Source organism: Aeromonas sp. R7-2 (assembly GCF_040908105.1).
In the GTDB taxonomy this organism is placed as follows: domain Bacteria; phylum Pseudomonadota; class Gammaproteobacteria; order Enterobacterales; family Aeromonadaceae; genus Aeromonas; species Aeromonas caviae.
Map to the genome: position 1 here is coordinate 210,706 of NZ_JBFODC010000036.1, position 17,966 is coordinate 228,671.

The following is a 17,966-nucleotide window of genomic DNA, read 5'->3' on the forward strand; positions in this document are numbered from 1 at the left end:
GGCCCCCATGATTGAGTTCTGGGTCGGGGTGGATGGCGGCGGCACCCACACCCGGGCCCGCATTCGCAACAACGCAGGCAAGCTGCTCGGCGAGGGGCGCGCCGCCGGCTCCAACCTGGAGCTGGGCATCGCCCTCGCCCACGGCCATGTGCTGGCTGCCATCGATCAGGCCCGCATCGACGCGGGTCTGCCCAGGGAGAGCGAACAGCGGATGGGAGTCGGGCTCGCACTCGCCTCCGCCGAGCTCGCCGACTGCTACCACGCCATGCTGACCATGCCCTTCCCGTTTGCGCGGGTGAAGCTCACCTCCGATGCCTTTGGTGCCTGCCTCGGCGCCTTCGACGGCCAGGAGGGGGCCATCCTGATCGCGGGCACCGGCTCGGCGGGGCTCATCTACCGGGAGGGACGCCTTCGCACCTGCTCGGGCCGCGGATTCCCCGTCTCGGATCTCGGCAGCGGCGCCTGGCTCGGGCTGCGCGCCATCCAGCAATCCCTGCTCTGCCACGACGGCATCCTGCCCCCCAGCACCCTGGCGGTGCGCCTGATGGATCACTTCAAGCGGGATCAGGCCGAGGTGGTGCGCTGGGCTGCGCGCGCCATCCCGGCCGACTATGGCCGCTTCGCCCCCTGGGTGTTCGATGCCGCGAGCGACGGGGACGATCTCGCCACCGCCCTGCTGGATGAGACCTGTGCCCAGCTCGGCATGCTGCTGGAGGGCATGACCCAGCTCGGGGCAGACCGGATCGCCCTGCTGGGCGGCATCGGCACGCGCCTCGCCCCCCGTCTGGGCCACTTCCATCTGGTCGCCCCCAAGCGCGACGCGCTGGAGGGGGCCATCCTGTTTGCCAGGACGGAGGCGCTGCCATGTCTGCATCCCTGAGCCTTGCCGGGCCGACAACACCTACGGGACAGGCTCCCGTTTCCTTCACCCCATCAGAGGAATTCCCATGTCCGCACCCCTGATCCACACCCGGGTCGATCACCGTGACGGTGACGATGTCTGGTTTCGCTTCACCCTGAGCCAACTGCCAGCAGCCCCCTGGAAACTCCACTTCTGCCTCGCCCGCCAGATCGATCCCCACTCGATCGAAGGGGGCTCCCTGGAGCGCCAGAGCGGCAGTTACAAGGTCATGGTGCCCCATGAGGGGGTGAGCGAGCTGCGCTTCTGTTGTCGCAACACCCCGCTCAAGCATGACTCCGATATGCCCAAGGGTTTCTTCCTGAGCCTGGAGAGCAAGGGACAGCTGCAACCCCTGGTGCTGGAGGGGGAAGACCTTGGCCTGACCAACCCGCCCTCCCCGGGCCCCGACCTGCCACAGGTGGAGGCCGTCAACGGCCTCGTGCCCCAGCCCGCCCACCTGATTTATACAGAAGGCAACTTCCGGCTGGCCGAGCGGGCCCACGTCGACGGCCCCGTACCCCTCGCCTCCCTGCTCGCCCATTTCAACGAGCTGACGGGCCTGGCCCTGACCCAGGATCACGATGCGGAGATCCACCTCGTCGAGGCGACACTTCCCCCCGAGGGGTATGAGCTCACCATCACCCCTGAGGAGATCGTCATCCGGGCCGCCGGCGAGGCGGGCTGGCGCCACGGGCTGGTCAGCCTGGCCCAGTGGGCGCTCCAACACGGAGAGAGCCTGCCCTGCCTGACGGTGCGGGATGCACCGCGCTTCGGTTTTCGCGGCATCTTCCTCGACTGTGCCCGCCACTTCCACTCCATCGCCACCCTCAAGCGCCTGCTCAAGCAGATGAGCCTCTACAAGTTCAACCGCTTCCACTGGCACCTGACCGACGACGAGGGGTGGCGCCTGGAGATCAAGGCCTTCCCCCAGCTGACCGCCGTGGGAGCCTGGCGCGGCCATGGCCTGGCGGTGGGGCCCCAGCTGAGCGGCGGCCCCGACCCTTATGGCGGTTACTACACCCAGAGCGAGGTGCGCGAGCTGGTCACCTACGCGGCCGGGCTTGGCATCACCATCATTCCGGAAATAGACATCCCGGGGCACTGTCACGCCGCCATCAAGGTGCTACCCGAGCTGCTGGTGGAAGAGGCAGACCGCTCCCGCTACCTCTCGGTGCAATATTTCGACGACAACGTGCTTAACCCGGCACTGCCCGGCACCTACCGGTTCCTGGACGCCGTGATGGACGAGGTGTGCGATCTCTTCCCCGGGAGTCAGGTTCACATGGGGGGGGACGAAGTGCCCACCGGCGTCTGGACCGACAGTCCCGCCTGCCAGCAGCTGATGGCCGAGCAAGGGTATCAGGATTGCCGCGAGCTGCAGGGCCACCTGCTGCGCCACTGCCAGCACTACCTGGCTGGCAAGGGCAAGCAGATGCTGGGGTGGGAGGAGATACTTCACGGTGACAAGGTGAGCCGGGAGGCCACCGTCTTCGCCTGGACCAGCTTCCAGGCCGGCCTGGATGCCGCCGCATCCGGTTACCCCGTGGTGATGGCGCCTGCCCAGCACCTCTATCTGGATCTCGCCTGGAGTCAGGACATCCACGAGCCGGGACTCTACTGGGCGGGTACCCTCAACCTGGCGCAGGTGCATGCATGCGATCCTGCCCCGGCCGATTTCCATGCCAACGATAACATCCTGGGGGTGCTGAGCCCCTTGTGGTCGGAACTGATCACCTCTCGCGATCGTCTCGACTACATGTTGTTCCCGCGCATGCTGGCCACGGCAGAGGTGGCCTGGAGCACTCCCGCCCGCAAGGTGTGGGAGCACTTCGTCGCCCGTCTGCCCGGCCAGCTGCACATCCTCGACCAGTTGCAAGTGCGTTACCGGGTGCCACAGAGGTAGTGTTATCTTTTTCTTTTCGGCGACCTTTTGGTCGCCGTTTTTTTACCCATCGACAACAAAAACCCAACCTAGCCCCTACTTTTCATCTGCCTTTGTTGGCAAAATAAGGCCCCCGATGAAACCAGACAGGGGATGCACCTCCCTGCGGTTCCGCCACAATAACAATCAGCAAACAGATCGGAGCTTACCCTTATGGCCCGCAAACACGCCCAGGTCGTGGACAGTGAAGTGGAATTTCCCGCCGACGTGCAACTCGTTTCCACCACGGATCTGCGCGGCGTCATTACCTACGCCAACCCCGCCTTCTGCCGCATCGCCGGTTACCAGGTCGATGAACTGGTCGGCCACAACCACAACCTGGTTCGCCACCCCGACATGCCCAAGGCCGCCTTCGCCGACCTCTGGGATCGCCTCAAGGAAGGCAACCCCTGGCGGGGAGTGGTGAAAAACCGCTGCAAGGATGGCCGCTATTACTGGGTCGACGCCTACGTCACCCCCATCTACGAGCACGGCAAGATAAGCGGCTACCAGTCGGTGCGCTGCAAGCCCGACCCCCAGCTCAAGCAGGCAGCCGCCCAGGCCTATCGGGCCCTGCTTTCGGCCGAGCAACGGGGCACCCCGGCCCGCCCCTCGCTGTGCCGTTTCAGGCCGCTGATGCTCGGCCTGCCGCTGCTGGCGCTGCTGGTCTGGGCCGCCCTCACCCAGGGCCCCCTCACCGCGCTGCTGATGCTGCTTCCCCCCCTCGCCATTGCGGGCGCCTACTGGCGCGAACTCATCGCCCTGCCCCGCTATCTCAGGCAGCTCGGTCAGCAATATGACAGCCTGACCCGGCTGGTCTATTCGGGGGATGCCCCGGGTGCCATCGCCGATTTTCACCTGAAGATGCTGCAGGCCCGGATCCGCACCGTGCTGGGGCGGGTCGACGATGCCACCCATCCGCTTCAGGCCCTGGCAACCGATCTGCAGGACTCCTCACACCGCGCCTTCCTCGACATCAACGAGCAGGATGCCCAGACCCAGCAGATGGCGGCCGCCATGACCCAGATGGCCAGCACCGCCCACGAGATTGCCCGCAACATCCAGGACACCAACGGCCAGGTGACCGAGGCACGCAGCAGTTGCCAGAGCACGGTGGAACAGCTGGACCAGACCCAGCAGCAGATGACCAGGCTGGCCAGCCAGGCGGAGCAGGCCTTCCACTCCGCGGTGGAGCTCGCCAGCGAGTCGGAGCGCATTGGCAGCGTGATGGGTGAAATCCAGGGCATCGCCGAGCAGACCAACCTGCTAGCCCTCAACGCCGCCATCGAAGCCGCCCGTGCCGGCGAGCAGGGGCGCGGCTTTGCGGTGGTGGCGGACGAGGTGCGCACCCTGTCGACCCGTACCCACAAGGCGACCGAGCAGATCCAGGGCAGCATCAGCCAGATCCAGCACACCCTGGAGCGCTGGCAGGGCATGATGCAGGACAACCTGGCCCAGACCCGCGAATGCGTCGAGATGACCCGCCAGGGATCAGGCAACCTGCACCTGGTGCTGGGTGAAATCGATCAGGTGACCGAATTCTCCACCCAGATCGCCGCCGCCGCGGAGCAGCAGCAGGTGGTGGTGGAGGAGATCAGCCGCAACATCCACCAGATCTCCGAATACTCCCGCGCCAACAGCCAGAAGATCCAGGCGGTGGACGACTCCAGCCAGGAGCTGCTCAGGCGGGCCCGCGAGCTCAGGGGACTGAGCCAGACCTTCGGCTGACAGATTGCAAGCCCCATGACAGAAGCGCCACAATGGCGCTTCTGTTGTTTTTGACGAGCCATCATCATGAGAACGAACGCGCCCCCCCTGGACAAGACGGCCCGCATCGAGGCGATCCTGGCCCTGATCCCCCCCGGCCGCGTGGTGAGCTACGGCCAGGTGGCGGATCTCGCGGGCCTGCCCGGACGGGCACGACTGGTGGGAAAAGTCTTGCGGGAGACCGACAAGATGCTGCCCTGGCACCGGGTGCTGGGGGCGGCAGGCACCATTTCGCTGCCAAAAGGATCCGCAGGCTTTGACAAGCAAGCGGGGCTGCTGCAGGAAGAGGGGGTGCCCGTGATTGGCGGGCGGGTCAGGATGCGGGAGTGGCAGTGGCAGCCCGACCTGGCCGAGCTGCTCTTTCTGGTTCCCTTCTGACGAGGCTGGCACGCCCGAAGGGATGGGGGCTCTTGCAACAAAGGGAGGGCCTCTGTGGTCGCCCTCCGTCACGTTCTCTTCCCTAGTCGCCGGCAATGGGCCCCAGAATGTCATCGCTGCGCACCTGTACCGGGATGGTCTCATCCTCCCGTTGCAAGAGCACCAGCAGACTCTGTCTGTCCACCTCCAGCACATAGGCTGTCCCTTCACGGGTCAGGCAGGTCATGCCCGGCCGTATTTCATGTATCTCCATGACAACTCCCTGTCTTGCGCTGCCATCCATGCAGCCATTCCAGTATATCGCCATCCACCAACAAAGAAGCCCCTCGCAAGGGGCCTCTTTCATCATGCCGTGAGCGGCGTCGCCATCAGGCTTTCTTCGCCTTGGGCAGGCTCTCCTGCCATTTTCCGTTGTCGTAATGGGCTGTCCAGCCGGTCGCCTTGCCGTTGACCTCGGTCATCACGTACTGCTCCTTGGTCTTGCGGCTGAAGCGCACCACGGAGGCGTTTCCGTCAGGATCTGACGCCGGGGCGTCCGCCAGGTACTGGTGCTTGGGGGAGAGGCGATCACGGAAGCGCTTGAGCTCCTCCACCAGGGGCGCACGGGTCTCGCGGGATTTGGGGAAGTTGCTGGCGGCCAGGAAGAGGCCGGCGGCGCCGTCCCGCAGCACGAAGTGGGCGTCGGACTGGGTGCATTTCAGCTCGGGCAGGGGTACCGGATCCTCTTTCGGCGGCGCAATGTCGCCATTTTTCAGGATCTTGCGGGTGTTCTTGCAGCTCTCGTTGGTGCAACCCATGTATTTGCCGAAACGGCCGTTCTTGAGCTGCATCTCGGAGCCGCAGCGATCGCACTCGATGCTCGGCCCTTCGTAGCCCTTGAGCTTGAACTGCCCTTGCTCCACCTCGTAGCCATCGCAATCCGGGTTGCGACCGCAGACGTGCAGCTTGCGGCTGTCGTCGATGATGTAGGCGTCCATGGCGGTGCCGCAGATCCCGCAACGATGCTTGGCTCGCAGGGCATCGGTTTCCGCCTCGTCCCCGTCGGTGGCGGAGACGAACTCGTCCGCACTGACCAGGTTGATGGTCTTCTTGCAACGCTCCTTGGGCGGCAGGGCATAGCCGGAGCAGCCGAGGAAGACGCCGGTGGTGGCGGTACGGATACCCATCTTGCGGCCACAATCCGGGCAGTCGATGTCGGTCAGCACCATCTGGTTGGCACGCATGCCTCCCTCTTCATGGGGCTTGTCGGCCTGCTCCAGCTCCTGGGTGAACTCGGCGTAGAAGGCGTCGAGCACCTTCTTCCACTCCAGGCTCCCCTCGGCGATGCCGTCGAGCTTGTCTTCCATCTTGGCGGTGAACTCGTAGTTCATCAGCTCGACGAAGTTTTCCACCAGGCGGTCGGTGACGATCTCCCCCATCTTCTCGGCGAAGAAGCGGCGGCTCTCGACCCGCACATACCCACGGTCGACGATGGTGGAGATGATAGAGGCGTAAGTGGACGGACGGCCGATGCCGCGCTTTTCCAGCTCGCGTACCAGGGCCGCTTCGGTGAAGCGGGCGGGCGGCTTGGTGAAGTGCTGGCGCGGATCCAGCTTGACCAGTTTCAGCACCTCGCCAACGGTCACCGCCGGCAGCTGGCTGTCTTCACCCTTGCGGCCCATGGGCGGCAGGGCCTTGGTCCAGCCGGCGAAGCGCAAGGTGCGACCACGGGCCTTGAGCTCGAACTCCCCTGCCTTGACGGTCAGGGTCGAGGAGTCGTACTGGGCCGGGGTCATCTGGCAGGCGACAAATTGGCGCCAGATGAGGTCATAGAGCCGCATGGCATCGGGCTCCATCCCTTCCAGCATCTCGGCAGTCACCTGGACGCTGGAGGGGCGGATCGCCTCGTGGGCCTCCTGGGCATTGGCCTTGGCGCCGTAGAGGTTCGGCTCGCTCGGCAGGTAGGCGGCACCATACTGCTCGCCGATGTATTCCCGCACCGCGTCCACCGCCTCTTTGCTGAGGTTGGTGGAGTCGGTACGCATATAGGTGATGTAACCCGCTTCATAGAGACGCTGGGCCATCATCATGGTCTTCTTGACCCCGAAGCTCAGACGAGTAGAAGCGGCCTGCTGCAAGGTGGACGTGATGAAGGGAGCGGACGGCTTGGAGCCGGTCGGCTTGTCTTCCCGGTTGACCACCTTGTAGTCGACCCCTTCCAGGGCCGCTACGGCGGCGAAGGTCTCGGCCTGGGTCACCGGCTTGAAGTCGGCACCGTTGCGGCTGACCACCTCCATGCGCAGCTCGCTCTTCTCGGCTGTGAGCAGGTCGGCGTTGAGATCCCAGAACTCCACCGGCACGAACGCCTTGATCTCGCGCTCCTTGTCGACGATGAGGCGCACCGCGACGGATTGCACCCGACCGGCGGAGAGGCCGCGGGCCAGCTTCTTCCACAAGAGCGGGGAGACCATGTAACCCACCACCCGGTCGAGGAAACGACGGGCCTGCTGGGCGTTGACGCGATGAATGTTCAACTCGGACGGCTGGGCGAACGCCTCCTGGATGGCGCTCTTGGTGATCTCGTTGAACACCACGCGCTTGTAGCGGCTGTCGTCGCCACCGATGATCTCGCGCAGGTGCCAGGCGATCGCTTCCCCCTCTCTATCCAAGTCGGTTGCGAGATAGATGGTGTCGGCCTTGGCGGCCAGACTTTGCAACTCGCTGACCACTTTTTCCTTGCCGGGCAAAATCTGGTAGTTGGCCTGCCAGCCTGCGGTCGGGTTGATGCCCATCCTTGAGAACAGGGCGTTGCGATCCTTGGCCGCCTTCTCGGATTCGCTGAGCTTGATGCCGCGAATGACAGGTTTTTTGGGCTCGGTGCTGGCGCTGCCGCTGGTCGGCAGATCGCGCACGTGGCCTACGCTGGATTTCACCACGTAGTCCTTGCCCAAATATTTGTTGATGGTCTTGGCCTTGGCCGGAGACTCCACGATGACCAGTGATTTGCCCATGCTGTAACTATTATCCTCATTGCACCCGACGGGGTTGGCGTGCGGTTTTGTGGGGCTGTATAAGAGATTTGACGGGAAAAAGCAATCTTGCGGGTCAATTTGCCCGACAGCCCGAACCGCCCTGCTTCTTTATTTATTAATGCGAAGCCGGGGCGCGGGAAGCAACCGCTTTTTTGTTTTTATGCTATATCCCCCCCTTTTTTAGATTGGAAATGACATATCCAGCCACCCTTGTGACATAAAAACCCATTCTGGTTATCAGCTTGTTACAAAGGATGAAATCTCTTTATAATGGCCGCACACCGCAGCTTTGTGCGCGGAAGGAACCGCTCCCCATATAAAAATCGAAAGGATGTGATCATGAAGCACTTCGAGGTCAACTTCGACGGCCTGGTCGGCCCCACCCACAACTATGCCGGCCTCTCCTATGGCAACGTCGCCTCCCAGAGCAACGCCAAAGAGGCCTCCAACCCCAAGGAAGCGGCCAAGCAGGGGCTGCGCAAGATGAAGGCGCTGACCGACCTCGGCATGGTACAGGGCGTGCTGGCCCCTCAGGAGAGGCCGGATCTCGCGACCCTGCGCCGCCTGGGCTTCACCGGCAACGACGCCAGCGTCCTGACCCAGGCCGCCAGACAGGCCCCCGCCGTGCTGGCCGCCTGCTACTCCGCCTCCAGCATGTGGACCGCCAACGCCGCCACCGTCTCCCCGAGCGCCGACACCCAGGATGGCCGCATTCACTTCACCCCCGCCAACCTGACCAACAAGTTCCACCGCTCCCTGGAGCCCGAGGTGACCGGGCGCATCCTGCGGGCCGTGTTCAACAACGATCGCCACTTCTATCACCACCAGCATCTGCCGGAGAACGACCACTTCGGTGACGAAGGCGCCGCCAACCACACCCGGCTGTGCCGCGCCTATGGCGAAGCGGGGGTCGAGCTGTTCGTCTATGGCCGCAGCGCCTTCGACGTCTCCCAGCCCGCCCCCAAACGCTATCCGGCCCGCCAGACCCTGGAAGCGAGCCAGGCCATCGCCCGCCTGCATGGCCTGGGGGATGAGAGTGCGGTCTTCATCCAGCAGAACCCGGACGTGATCGATCAGGGGGTGTTCCACAACGACGTCATCGCGGTGGGCAACCAGAACGTGCTCTTCTTCCACCAGCAGGCGTTCCTCAATACCGAGGCTGCGCTGGCCGAGGTGCGTACCAAGTTCGGCGACGGGGAACTGCATTTCATCGAGGTGCCGACTGCAGAGGTGTCGGTGCAGGATGCGGTGAAGTCCTACCTGTTCAACACCCAGATCCTCACCCTGCCATCCGGCGAGATGGCGATCATCGCCCCCACCGAATGCCGCGACAACCCGGCGGTGTCCGCCTATCTGGCCAGGCTGGTGACCCTGGGCACCCCCATCAAGGACGTCCACTACATGGACGTGAAGCAGAGCATGAGAAACGGCGGCGGCCCCGCCTGTCTGCGCCTGCGGGTCGCCATGAACGACACCGAGCTCGCCGCGGTCAACCCGGCCTGCCTCATCACCGACAACCAGTTTGCCCGCCTGGATCAGTGGGTCGAGAAGCACTATCGCGACAGCCTGGCGCTGGACGATCTGCGCGACCCGTCCCTGGTGCTGGAGACCCGCACCGCCCTGGACGAGCTGACCCAGATCCTGAAACTGGGTTCCGTCTACCCCTTCCAACGCTGAGGTGCGCCATCGGCCTGCAGAGCCGACGCAATAAAAAAAGAGAGCCGGGCAATGCTCGGCTCTCTTTTTAGTCCTTTGCACTGAGCTATAAAACCTGTTCACGAGCTGTAGCGAGAGATCGTCAGCAAGGTGAAGAGCAGCGCAGGAACCGGAGTGTGTAGATACACATGAGGATTCCGAGCAGCACATGAGCCTTGATCACGACCTCGCAGTAAGCTCGAAACAGGTTCTCAGCGCCAGGGGCTCTGCTGCCACAGGCGGCCGAGGGCCCCCTCCAGCCCCAGTGCCGCCTGCTTGCCAAGCTTCTGGGTCAGGCTCCTGGGTTTGCTGTAGCGGATGCCGACCACCTTGTGATGGCTGGCCTGGGCCAGCAGGTAGTCATCGCTGGTGCAGAGGCTGTCCACCAACCCGAGCTGCTTGGCCTGGCTCGCCAGCCAATGCTCGCCGGTGGTCACCTTGTCGATGTCGAGACCGGGTCTGTGCTCGGCCACGAAGGCCTTGAACTGTTCGTGGATGGCCCCCAGCTCCTCGCGAAACTTCTCCCGCCCCTGATCGTCGTTCTCGCCGAACATGGTGATGGTGCGCTTGTACTGGCCTGCGGTGTGCATCTCGAATTCGATGTCGTGCTTCTTGAGCAGCTTGTTGAAGTTCGGCATCTGGGCAATGACACCGATGGAGCCGACGATGGCGAACGGCGCCGCCAGGATCTGATCGGCCACGCAGGCCATCATGTAGCCGCCGCTTGCCGCCACCTTGTCGATGGCCACGGTCAGCGTGATGTCCTTGTCCCGCAGCCGCTGCAACTGGGAGGCGGCCAGGCCGTAGCCATGCACCACGCCGCCGCCGGATTCGAGGCGCAGCAGCACCTCGTCCCCGGGCCGGGCCACGCCTATCACGGCACTCACCTCTTCCCGCAGGGAGGCCACTTCCTTGGCATCCATGCTGCCGTTGAAGTCGATGACGAACAGCCGGCTGCGCTCATCCTCCCCCTTGGCTTTGGCCTTGTGCTCGGCCTTGCGGGTCTTCTCCATCTGCTTGCGCTCGGCCTTGCCCGCCAGGGCTGCCTGCAGTTGATGGCGCCCTTGCTCCAGCTCGCCGGAGAGATCCGTCACCACCAGTTCCCCCTTGCGGGATTTGGGCTGGCGGCTGCTCGCCACCATCAGGATGACGGCGCCGATGGCCAGCAAGAAGGTGAGGGTCTTGGCCAGAAACAGGCCGTATTCGGTCAAAAATGCCACTTGATGCTCCGCTCAATGTCCGGTTTTTTCACATAGTAAGGAGTTTGCCCCCCTCGCGCAAAAACTCTGCCATCTCCCGTGCCAAGGGCGGAGGGATCGACGCTATCGCCCTGTTTTATTCACATTTTTGCCGTCTCATACTGGTCAACTGCCGGGCCGGATCAGTACACTTGCCCACTCGATTCGTTGCGCCAAGCCGCCAGGCATTGTTAACAGGAGTCCACATGCTCGACTATCAGGCCCCCCGTGATCTGCTCAAGGACAAGGTCATTCTGGTGACGGGTGCCGGTGACGGCATCGGCCGCGAAGCGGCCCTCACCTATGCGGCCCACGGTGCCACCGTGATCCTGCTCGGGCGTACCAGTGCCAAGCTGGAGGCGGTCTACGACCAGATTGAAGCGGCCGGTCACCCCCTGCCCGCCATCGTGCCGGTGGACTTGAAAGGAGCTACTGCCGCCCACTACCGCGGCATGGCGGAGACCTTCGCCCAGCAGTTCGGCCGCCTCGACGGCGTGCTGTTCAACGCCGGGCTGCTCGGCACCCTGTCGCCGTTCGAACACATTCAGGAGCAGGAGTGGGACGAGGTGATGCAGGTCAACGTCAAATCCGAATTCCTGCTGACCCAGGCGCTGCTGCCCCTCATTCGCCAGACCGCCAAGGAGCGCGGCGAGGCCTCCATCGTCTACACCTCCTCCAGCGTGGGCCGCAAAGGGCGCGCCTACTGGGGCACCTATGCCATTTCCAAGTTCGCCATCGAGGGGATGATGGAGGTGCTGGCGGACGAGCTGGAGAACACCAGGGTGCGGGTCAACACCCTGAACCCGGGCGGCACCCGCACCAGGATGCGAGCCAGCGCCTTCCCGGCGGAAGATCCGCAAACCCTCAAGACCCCGGCCGATCTGATGCCCCTCTATCTCTACCTGATGGGGCGTGACAGTCAGGGCCAGAGCGGCAAGACCTTCGTGGCCCAACCCAAATAAATCAACAAATCAACCGGATGGGATTACAGTGAAGAGGGGGTGCCAAGGCGCGCCCTGTTGAATCCCATCGGCCCCAGACAGGTTGCACTATGTTTCGTCCCAAGAGCACGTTTGAGCAATGGCGGATCTTTCAGGCGGTGGTGGACTGCGGCGGTTATGCCCAGGCTGCCGAGGCGCTGAACAAGAGCCAATCCTCCCTCAATCATGCGGTAGCCAAGCTGCAACAGAGTCTGGGGGTGGCCCTGCTGGAGGTGCGGGGACGCAAGGCGGTGCTGACGCCGGCGGGGGAGATCTTCCTCAAGCGGGCGCGCCAGCTCAGCCAGCAGGTGGAAGAGCTGGAGAACCTGGCCAACAACCTGGAGCGGCAGTGGGAGCCGCAGATCAACCTCTATGTGTCCGTGGTGCAGCCGCGGGAGCGCCTCTACCGGGCGCTGGCCCACTTCTACCCCCGCAGCCGCGGTTGCCGCATCAACCTGCACGAGCGGATCCACTGCCACTTCAATGCGCTGCAGGCGGGAGATCTGATGCTCTCCGAGCACCTGCCCCAGGATCGCACCGGCCTGCCGCTGGACGAAGTCTGTCTGCTTCCTCTGTGCGCAGCGGGCCACCCCCTTGCGGAGCAGGGAGAGCCCATCACCGCCGAGGTGCTGGCCAGCCACAACCAGATAAGCCTGCATCCCCCCATCCACCGCTCGGTGGACTGGAACGATGCGGACGACACCGGCTGGAAGGCGACCCACTATCATGAGGTGCTCAACATGGTGCGCCTTGGCATGGGTTACGCCTGGGTGCCCCGCCACCTGGTGCAGGAGGAGCTCGCCGAGGGCTCGCTGGTGCAGCTCGATCTCACCGGCGGCAGCGAGCGCTATCTCTACACCTACCTGCTCACCCCCTCGGTGGAGGCGCTGGGGCCGGCGGCCGAGCTGCTGCTGCGCTGCCTGCGCATCGAATACCAGGGAGACAACCCCAGGTAAGGCCGCTTCTTCCCCGCACGACCGGGGCACTGGTGCCGGCACATCCGGGCATCGGCTCCCCTTTGCATCCCCTATACGTTGGGGACCCGCCAGCAGGCGGCCAGCGCCATCAGCGCCAGGGCCGCCGCCACCATGAAGACCCCGTGGAAGCTCCAGAGCTCCGCCACAGTCCCCGCGATGGCCCCCGCCATGATGGAGCCGGTGCGGATGCTGTTGGAAAAGAGCGTGGTCGCCACCCCGGCGCGCCCCGGCATCAAGTCCTGGAAATAGGACATGCCGATGCCGGCCACGATGCCGATGAAGATGGCATTGAGCAGTTGCAGCGCAATGAGGGCATGCTGGCTCGACAGGGTCACGAGACCGCCATAGAAACCGACCCCGGCCAGCACCGCCAGCAGCATCATGGGCCGCTTGCCGAAGCGCCGGGTGTAGTGACCCGCCAGCAGCATGAAGGGGATCTCCAGGGCCGCCGCCGTGCCCATCAGCAAACCGGCCAGCTTCTCCTCCAGCCCCAGCTCGCGGGTGATGTAGAGGGGCATGTTGATGAGGTACATGCTGTTGCAGGTCCACATCAGGGTGGAGGCGATGAAGAGCGCCCGCACCGACGGATCCCGCCAGCTGCTCACTCGCTCCACCTCGCTGTCCATCACCGGCAGCGGCAGGGAGGGAAGCCAGCGCCACACCACGAAGGCGCAGATGACATAGGCCAGCGCCGAGGCCAGATACATCACCTTGAAGCCGTAGCCGATGGCGAGCGCGAAGGCGATGGGTGGCCCTATCACCCAGGCCAGGGAGAACTGGGCCCGCAGCACCGAGCTGAACATGTCGGCCTGTTTGTTGCGGCTGTCGGCGTATTCCCGCGCCAGGGCGAACAGCTGCGGGCTGGCGGTGGCGGTCAGGCTCGCCAGCAGCACCCCCAGGCTCACCAGCAACCAGTACTGCCGGTTCCAGGCAAACAGCAGGGAGAGCACGATGCCGGCAAAGCAGCAGCGCAGGATCAGCTGCTTGCGATCCCCCTTGTTGTCGGAGCGGTGGCCGAGCCACTGGCTGATGAGGATGCCGATCACCGCGTTCACCGTGTAGAAGAGCCCCACCAGGAAGGGGCGCACCTGCACCTCCTCGGCCAGGAACAGGCTCAGGGTGGGCACCTGCAGCGCCACCGCCACCCCGGTCATGAAGGTCACGGCGAGAAACGAGAGAGAGACGGGATCCGGCCTCTTGCGGGCAGCAGTCAACAAGCGCATAGAATTACCACTGATTGGAGGGAAGAAAACTGGCCAAAATTCGGCAAGTGCATGAAATGGCGCCGCTTATTTTATGTCATTATCAAGAGTCACCTCAAGGCTTGCGACCCCGTCGCCGACCCCGTACAGTGAAAGCCCACTGGCCAGCATAAGGATTTCACATGTTTGATTTTGACCGGGAAATAGATCGCAGCGGTACCATGAGCCTGAAATGGGACAAATACAAGGGTCAGGATGTCCTGCCCATGTGGGTCGCAGACACCGACTTCGTCTCTCCCCCCGCCGTACTGGAGGCCCTCACCAAACGGGTCGCCCACGGCATCTTCGGCTATTCGCGCCCCTCTCCCCGGCTCATCGAACTCATCATCACGCGGCTGGCCAGCCGCTATGGCTGGACCATCCAGCCCGAATGGCTCGTCTTCCTGCCCGGGGTGGTGCCGGGCCTCAATCTCGCCTGCAAGGCCTGGAGCCAACACGGGCGCGGCATCATCACCCCCAAGCCGGTCTACTACCCCTTCCTGCAGGCGCCGGGCTTCAATGACCGCCCCCTGCTCACCGTCCCCGTGGTGGAGGAAGAAGGCCGCTGGGTGCTGGATCTCGAAGAGCTTGAGCGTCAGGCCCCCTCGGCGGATCTGCTGCTGCTGTGCAACCCCCACAACCCGGGCGGCACCGTCTTCACCCGGGAAGAGCTGCTGGCCATCGACGCCATCGCCGAGCGCCACAACCTGGTGATCTGCTCCGACGAAATCCACTGCGACCTGCTGCTGGACAAGGATGCCCGCCACATCCCCTATGGTGCCCTGAGCCCGGAGGCGGCCGAGCGCTCCGCCGTCATGATGGCGCCGAGCAAGACCTTCAACATCGCAGGGCTGTGCTGCTCCTTCGCCGTGATCCCCAATGCCCGCCTGCGGCTCAAGCTGCAACAGGCGATGCGCGGCATCAGCGCCGATGTCAATCTGCTGGGGTTCGTGGCGGCCGAGGCGGCCTATGAGGGGGGCGAGCAGTGGCTGAATGAACAGCTCGACTACCTGGCCGGCAACCTGGCCCTGATCGAGCAGGCCGTGGCCCGCTGGCCCGGCGTCAAGCTGGCCCGCAACCAGGCCACCTACCTCGCCTGGATCGACATGAGCGCCCTGGGCCTGGACGATCCCGTCGCCTTCTTCGAACAGGCGGGCGTGGGTCTCTCCCCCGGTGCCCAGTTCGGCAACGGCCAGTTCGTGCGGCTCAACTTTGGCTGCACCCGGGCCCGTCTCACCGAGGCCCTGGCCCGCATGGAGAAAGCCATTCTCCAGACCCGCTAGCGAACCGTCCCGGGCGGCGGCCCCAGGCCGCCCGATGCGCGCAAAAGCGGTAAAATCCGTTCAGCTTCCCGTCTGATACGGATAAGATGAGGCTCATCACCGGATGAGCCCGCCTCCTCCTCATGTTCAGCCACGGTTTCGGTCCACTATGCGCCCATTCGCCTTCTCTGCCCTGTTGCGTCTGTCACGTACCGCCCTGCCCTGGCTTGCGGCCGTGCTGGCGCCCTCCCTCTTCGCCTCCCCCGCCTATGTCACCATCGGCACGGGAGCCCTCAACGGCGTCTACTACCCGACAGGAGGCGCTATCTGCCGCCTGCTCAACGAGGAGAGTGCCCGCCACGGCCTGCACTGCACGGTGCAGAGTACCTCGGGCTCCATCGCCAATCTGGCGGCGCTCGCCAAGGGAGAGGTACAGCTCGCCCTGATGCAGTCGGATGTGCTCTACCATGCGGTGCACGGCAGCGGCCCCTTCGCGGGCCAGGCCCCGGACGATCAGCTGCGCAGCCTCTTGCGGCTCCACAAGGAGTCCCTGACCCTGATTGCCAGCGCCACCAGCAACATCACCACCCTGGCCGACATCAAGGGCAAGCGGGTCGATGTCGGCGCCCCCAACTCCGGGGACAGGGTCACCAGCCGGGCCCTGCTCGATGCCATGGGGTGGCGGATCGCCGACTTCAGCCGCCCGCCCGTGATCTCCCCGGGCAACCGGCTGGAGGGGCTCTGTGACGGCACCCTGGATGCCGCCTTCGTGGTCGCCGGTCACCCCAATCAGGCCATCGGCGATCTCACCGGCCGCTGTCAGGCCCGCCTCATTCCCATCGAGGGGGAACAGGTGGACAAGCTGCTCAAGCAGCACCCCTACTATGATCGCAGCCGCATCGGCGCCAACCTCTATCCGGGGCAGACAAGCAGCGTCAATACCTTCGCCGTCACCGCCGAACTGGTGGCGCTGGCAAGCCTGCCCGAGAGCGAGGTGCGCACCCTGCGGGACGTGCTGAACGAGCGGCTCAAGCAGTTCACCCGGCTGCATCCGGCACTGACCACCCTCACCTGGGAAGGCATGCAGGCGGGCAGCATCGCCCTGCTCCATCCCGGCATGCTGGATGCCGTGCCCACCCTCCCGGCGGACACCCTCACGGCATCCGGGGCAGGGGCGACCTCGGGCGCCCTGCCAACCTTGCCCCCGGCGAACAGCGCGGCCACACCGACCGATGGGACTGGCACGCAGGAAGGCACCGCGCCACTGGAGGGGTCCGACACCTTGCCGGAGCAGCCGGCCGCCGCGACCCTCTCAACCAGTTCGGGGGCGGCCTCCACCAACCAGGCCCCGGCACTGACCGAGCCGCCCACACCGGGCAGCACAACCCTGGCACCAGGCCATCCCCTGACCCCGCCTGAGGCGCCCGCCTCGTCGGCAACGCCGCTGGAGGCGCCATCACCGGAGGCCATGCCGGCCAGCCCGCCCAGCCACGCGGTGGAGACCACAGCCCCCGCCGGGCAATGAACACCAACCAAGAGGCCACCCCAGGGGTGGCCTCTTGGTTATCGGGAACGGGCGCCTGGCCTGTCACGGCGCCAGCAGCAGCGCCGGATTCTGGATCTCCTCCTCCACCCAGTGCAGCAGTTGCTTGATGGCCCGGGACAGCACCTGGTTCTGGCGCACCACGTACCCCAGGCTGGTACCGGGAAAATCGGTGAGCCGGGTCACCGGGGCGGTCAGCTTGAGCCTGGGGTGCAGGGAGAAATCCGGCACGATGGCGACGCCAAAGCCCGCCTCGGCCCAGTCGAGCTGGGCATCCACGCTCCCCACTTCCATGATGCGGCAGCTCGGCAGGCCGAGCAGGGGCAGGGAGGGGTCGATCAATGCCCGGGTCCGGGTGTCGTGCCCCAGCAGGATCAGGGTCGGCTCGTCCAGAGGATCGCTCTCCCCCGAGCTGGCCCGCGCCTGCCAGCGGGCCAGGCCGTGCCCCAGGGCACACCAGGTCACCTGCTGCAACTCGGTGTAGAAGAGCGGCTCGCTGCGCTTTTGTGCCATCACGAAGCCCAGATCCGCCTTGCCCGCCCGCACCAGATCCGCCGCCTGATCCGAGGTGGTGTTGAACAGGGTGAGGTCGATGCCGGGGAAGGCCTGCTTGAAGCGCTGGAACGGCTGGATGAGCAGCAGGCGCGAGATGATGTCGCTGGCGGCGATGGCGAGCGTCCCCTGGCTCAACTGGCTCAGGGCATTGAGATCGGACTGGCAGAGCTGCAACTCGTTGATGGCGCGCTCGGCGCTTTGCAGCAGCCGCTCCCCCGCCTGGGTCAGGCGAAACGGGCTGCGCTCCACCAGCTTGACCCGGGTCGCCTGCTCCAGGTTCTTGAGGTGCAGGCTCACATTGGGTTGCGTCATGTGCAGTTCGGTGGCCGTCTGGCCGAAGTGCTGCAACCGGGCCAGGGTGACGAAGGTGTGCAGCCAGTGAATGTCCAGCATGGGGTTCCTCTTCTCCCGGGTCGATGGCAGGGCCAGCGCCGCCAGGGCACGGGCACTACAAAAGGGAGCGCGGTGGTCGATAATTGCACCGGAATTATATGGCT

14 protein-coding genes are annotated in these 17,966 nt (G+C 64.8%); 9 read left to right on the forward strand and 5 right to left on the reverse strand.

What is annotated here, in order from left to right; translation table 11 throughout:
- The first annotated feature begins 7 nt into the window (after window positions 1–7).
- From AB5Y47_RS16330 to AB5Y47_RS16345, 4 genes are all read left to right on the forward strand, one after another.
- Window positions 8–880 (forward strand): BadF/BadG/BcrA/BcrD ATPase family protein, encoded by an 873-nt coding sequence (locus tag AB5Y47_RS16330; RefSeq protein ID WP_010673900.1) that lies wholly within the window; start codon window positions 8–10, stop codon window positions 878–880.
- Between the two features lie 67 nt (window positions 881–947).
- Entirely contained in the window at window positions 948–2,804 is a 1,857-nt protein-coding gene (locus AB5Y47_RS16335; RefSeq protein ID WP_368220394.1) for a beta-N-acetylhexosaminidase, read from the forward strand.
- 192 nt (window positions 2,805–2,996) lie between these two features.
- Window positions 2,997–4,550 carry a methyl-accepting chemotaxis protein gene (locus AB5Y47_RS16340; protein WP_368220396.1) on the forward strand — a complete coding sequence of 518 codons (1,554 nt, stop codon included), beginning with the start codon at window positions 2,997–2,999 and terminating at the stop codon, window positions 4,548–4,550.
- A 66-nt stretch (window positions 4,551–4,616) separates the two neighbouring features.
- Window positions 4,617–4,967, forward strand: coding sequence for an MGMT family protein (locus AB5Y47_RS16345; protein WP_368178986.1), 351 nt, complete (start codon window positions 4,617–4,619; stop codon window positions 4,965–4,967).
- A gap of 82 nt (window positions 4,968–5,049) precedes the next feature.
- On the opposite strand, the gene AB5Y47_RS16350 is transcribed toward AB5Y47_RS16345, so the two are convergent.
- Both AB5Y47_RS16350 and topA read right to left on the reverse strand, forming a co-directional pair.
- Window positions 5,050–5,220 carry a hypothetical protein gene (locus AB5Y47_RS16350; protein WP_164882955.1) on the reverse strand — a complete coding sequence of 57 codons (171 nt, stop codon included), beginning with the start codon at window positions 5,218–5,220 and terminating at the stop codon, window positions 5,050–5,052.
- Between the two features lie 115 nt (window positions 5,221–5,335).
- The gene (gene topA / locus AB5Y47_RS16355; protein ID WP_010673895.1) at window positions 5,336–7,957 is read right to left on the reverse strand and encodes a type I DNA topoisomerase; all 2,622 of its coding nucleotides are present in this window, start codon (window positions 7,955–7,957) and stop codon (window positions 5,336–5,338) included.
- A gap of 360 nt (window positions 7,958–8,317) precedes the next feature.
- Here topA and astB point away from each other — a divergent pair, with 360 nt between their 5' ends.
- Window positions 8,318–9,655 carry an N-succinylarginine dihydrolase gene (gene astB / locus AB5Y47_RS16360; protein ID WP_049637263.1) on the forward strand — a complete coding sequence of 446 codons (1,338 nt, stop codon included), beginning with the start codon at window positions 8,318–8,320 and terminating at the stop codon, window positions 9,653–9,655.
- 230 nt (window positions 9,656–9,885) lie between these two features.
- Here the strand turns inward: astB and sohB are convergent, their stop codons facing one another.
- Window positions 9,886–10,893 (reverse strand): protease SohB, encoded by a 1,008-nt coding sequence (sohB, locus tag AB5Y47_RS16365; protein WP_279976054.1) that lies wholly within the window; start codon window positions 10,891–10,893, stop codon window positions 9,886–9,888.
- Window positions 10,894–11,117: 224 nt separating this feature from the next.
- Here sohB and AB5Y47_RS16370 point away from each other — a divergent pair, with 224 nt between their 5' ends.
- Both AB5Y47_RS16370 and AB5Y47_RS16375 read left to right on the forward strand, forming a co-directional pair.
- On the forward strand, window positions 11,118–11,873 hold the full coding sequence (locus AB5Y47_RS16370) for a YciK family oxidoreductase (RefSeq protein ID WP_049637265.1): 756 nt from the start codon (window positions 11,118–11,120) through the stop codon (window positions 11,871–11,873).
- 89 nt (window positions 11,874–11,962) lie between these two features.
- Entirely contained in the window at window positions 11,963–12,847 is an 885-nt protein-coding gene (locus tag AB5Y47_RS16375; RefSeq protein ID WP_049637266.1) for a LysR family transcriptional regulator, read from the forward strand.
- 71 nt (window positions 12,848–12,918) lie between these two features.
- On the opposite strand, the gene AB5Y47_RS16380 is transcribed toward AB5Y47_RS16375, so the two are convergent.
- Window positions 12,919–14,091 carry an MFS transporter gene (locus AB5Y47_RS16380; protein WP_368220397.1) on the reverse strand — a complete coding sequence of 391 codons (1,173 nt, stop codon included), beginning with the start codon at window positions 14,089–14,091 and terminating at the stop codon, window positions 12,919–12,921.
- Between the two features lie 161 nt (window positions 14,092–14,252).
- Here AB5Y47_RS16380 and AB5Y47_RS16385 point away from each other — a divergent pair, with 161 nt between their 5' ends.
- Complete coding sequence (locus tag AB5Y47_RS16385) at window positions 14,253–15,392, forward strand: MalY/PatB family protein (RefSeq protein ID WP_049637268.1); 1,140 nt, start codon at window positions 14,253–14,255, stop codon at window positions 15,390–15,392.
- Between the two features lie 148 nt (window positions 15,393–15,540).
- The gene (locus AB5Y47_RS16390; protein ID WP_049637269.1) at window positions 15,541–16,896 is read left to right on the forward strand and encodes a TAXI family TRAP transporter solute-binding subunit; all 1,356 of its coding nucleotides are present in this window, start codon (window positions 15,541–15,543) and stop codon (window positions 16,894–16,896) included.
- Window positions 16,897–16,959: 63 nt separating this feature from the next.
- On the opposite strand, the gene AB5Y47_RS16395 is transcribed toward AB5Y47_RS16390, so the two are convergent.
- A complete protein-coding gene (locus AB5Y47_RS16395) occupies window positions 16,960–17,862 on the reverse strand; it encodes a LysR family transcriptional regulator (protein ID WP_041212603.1) in 903 nt (300 codons plus the stop codon).
- Window positions 17,863–17,966 lie beyond the last annotated feature (104 nt).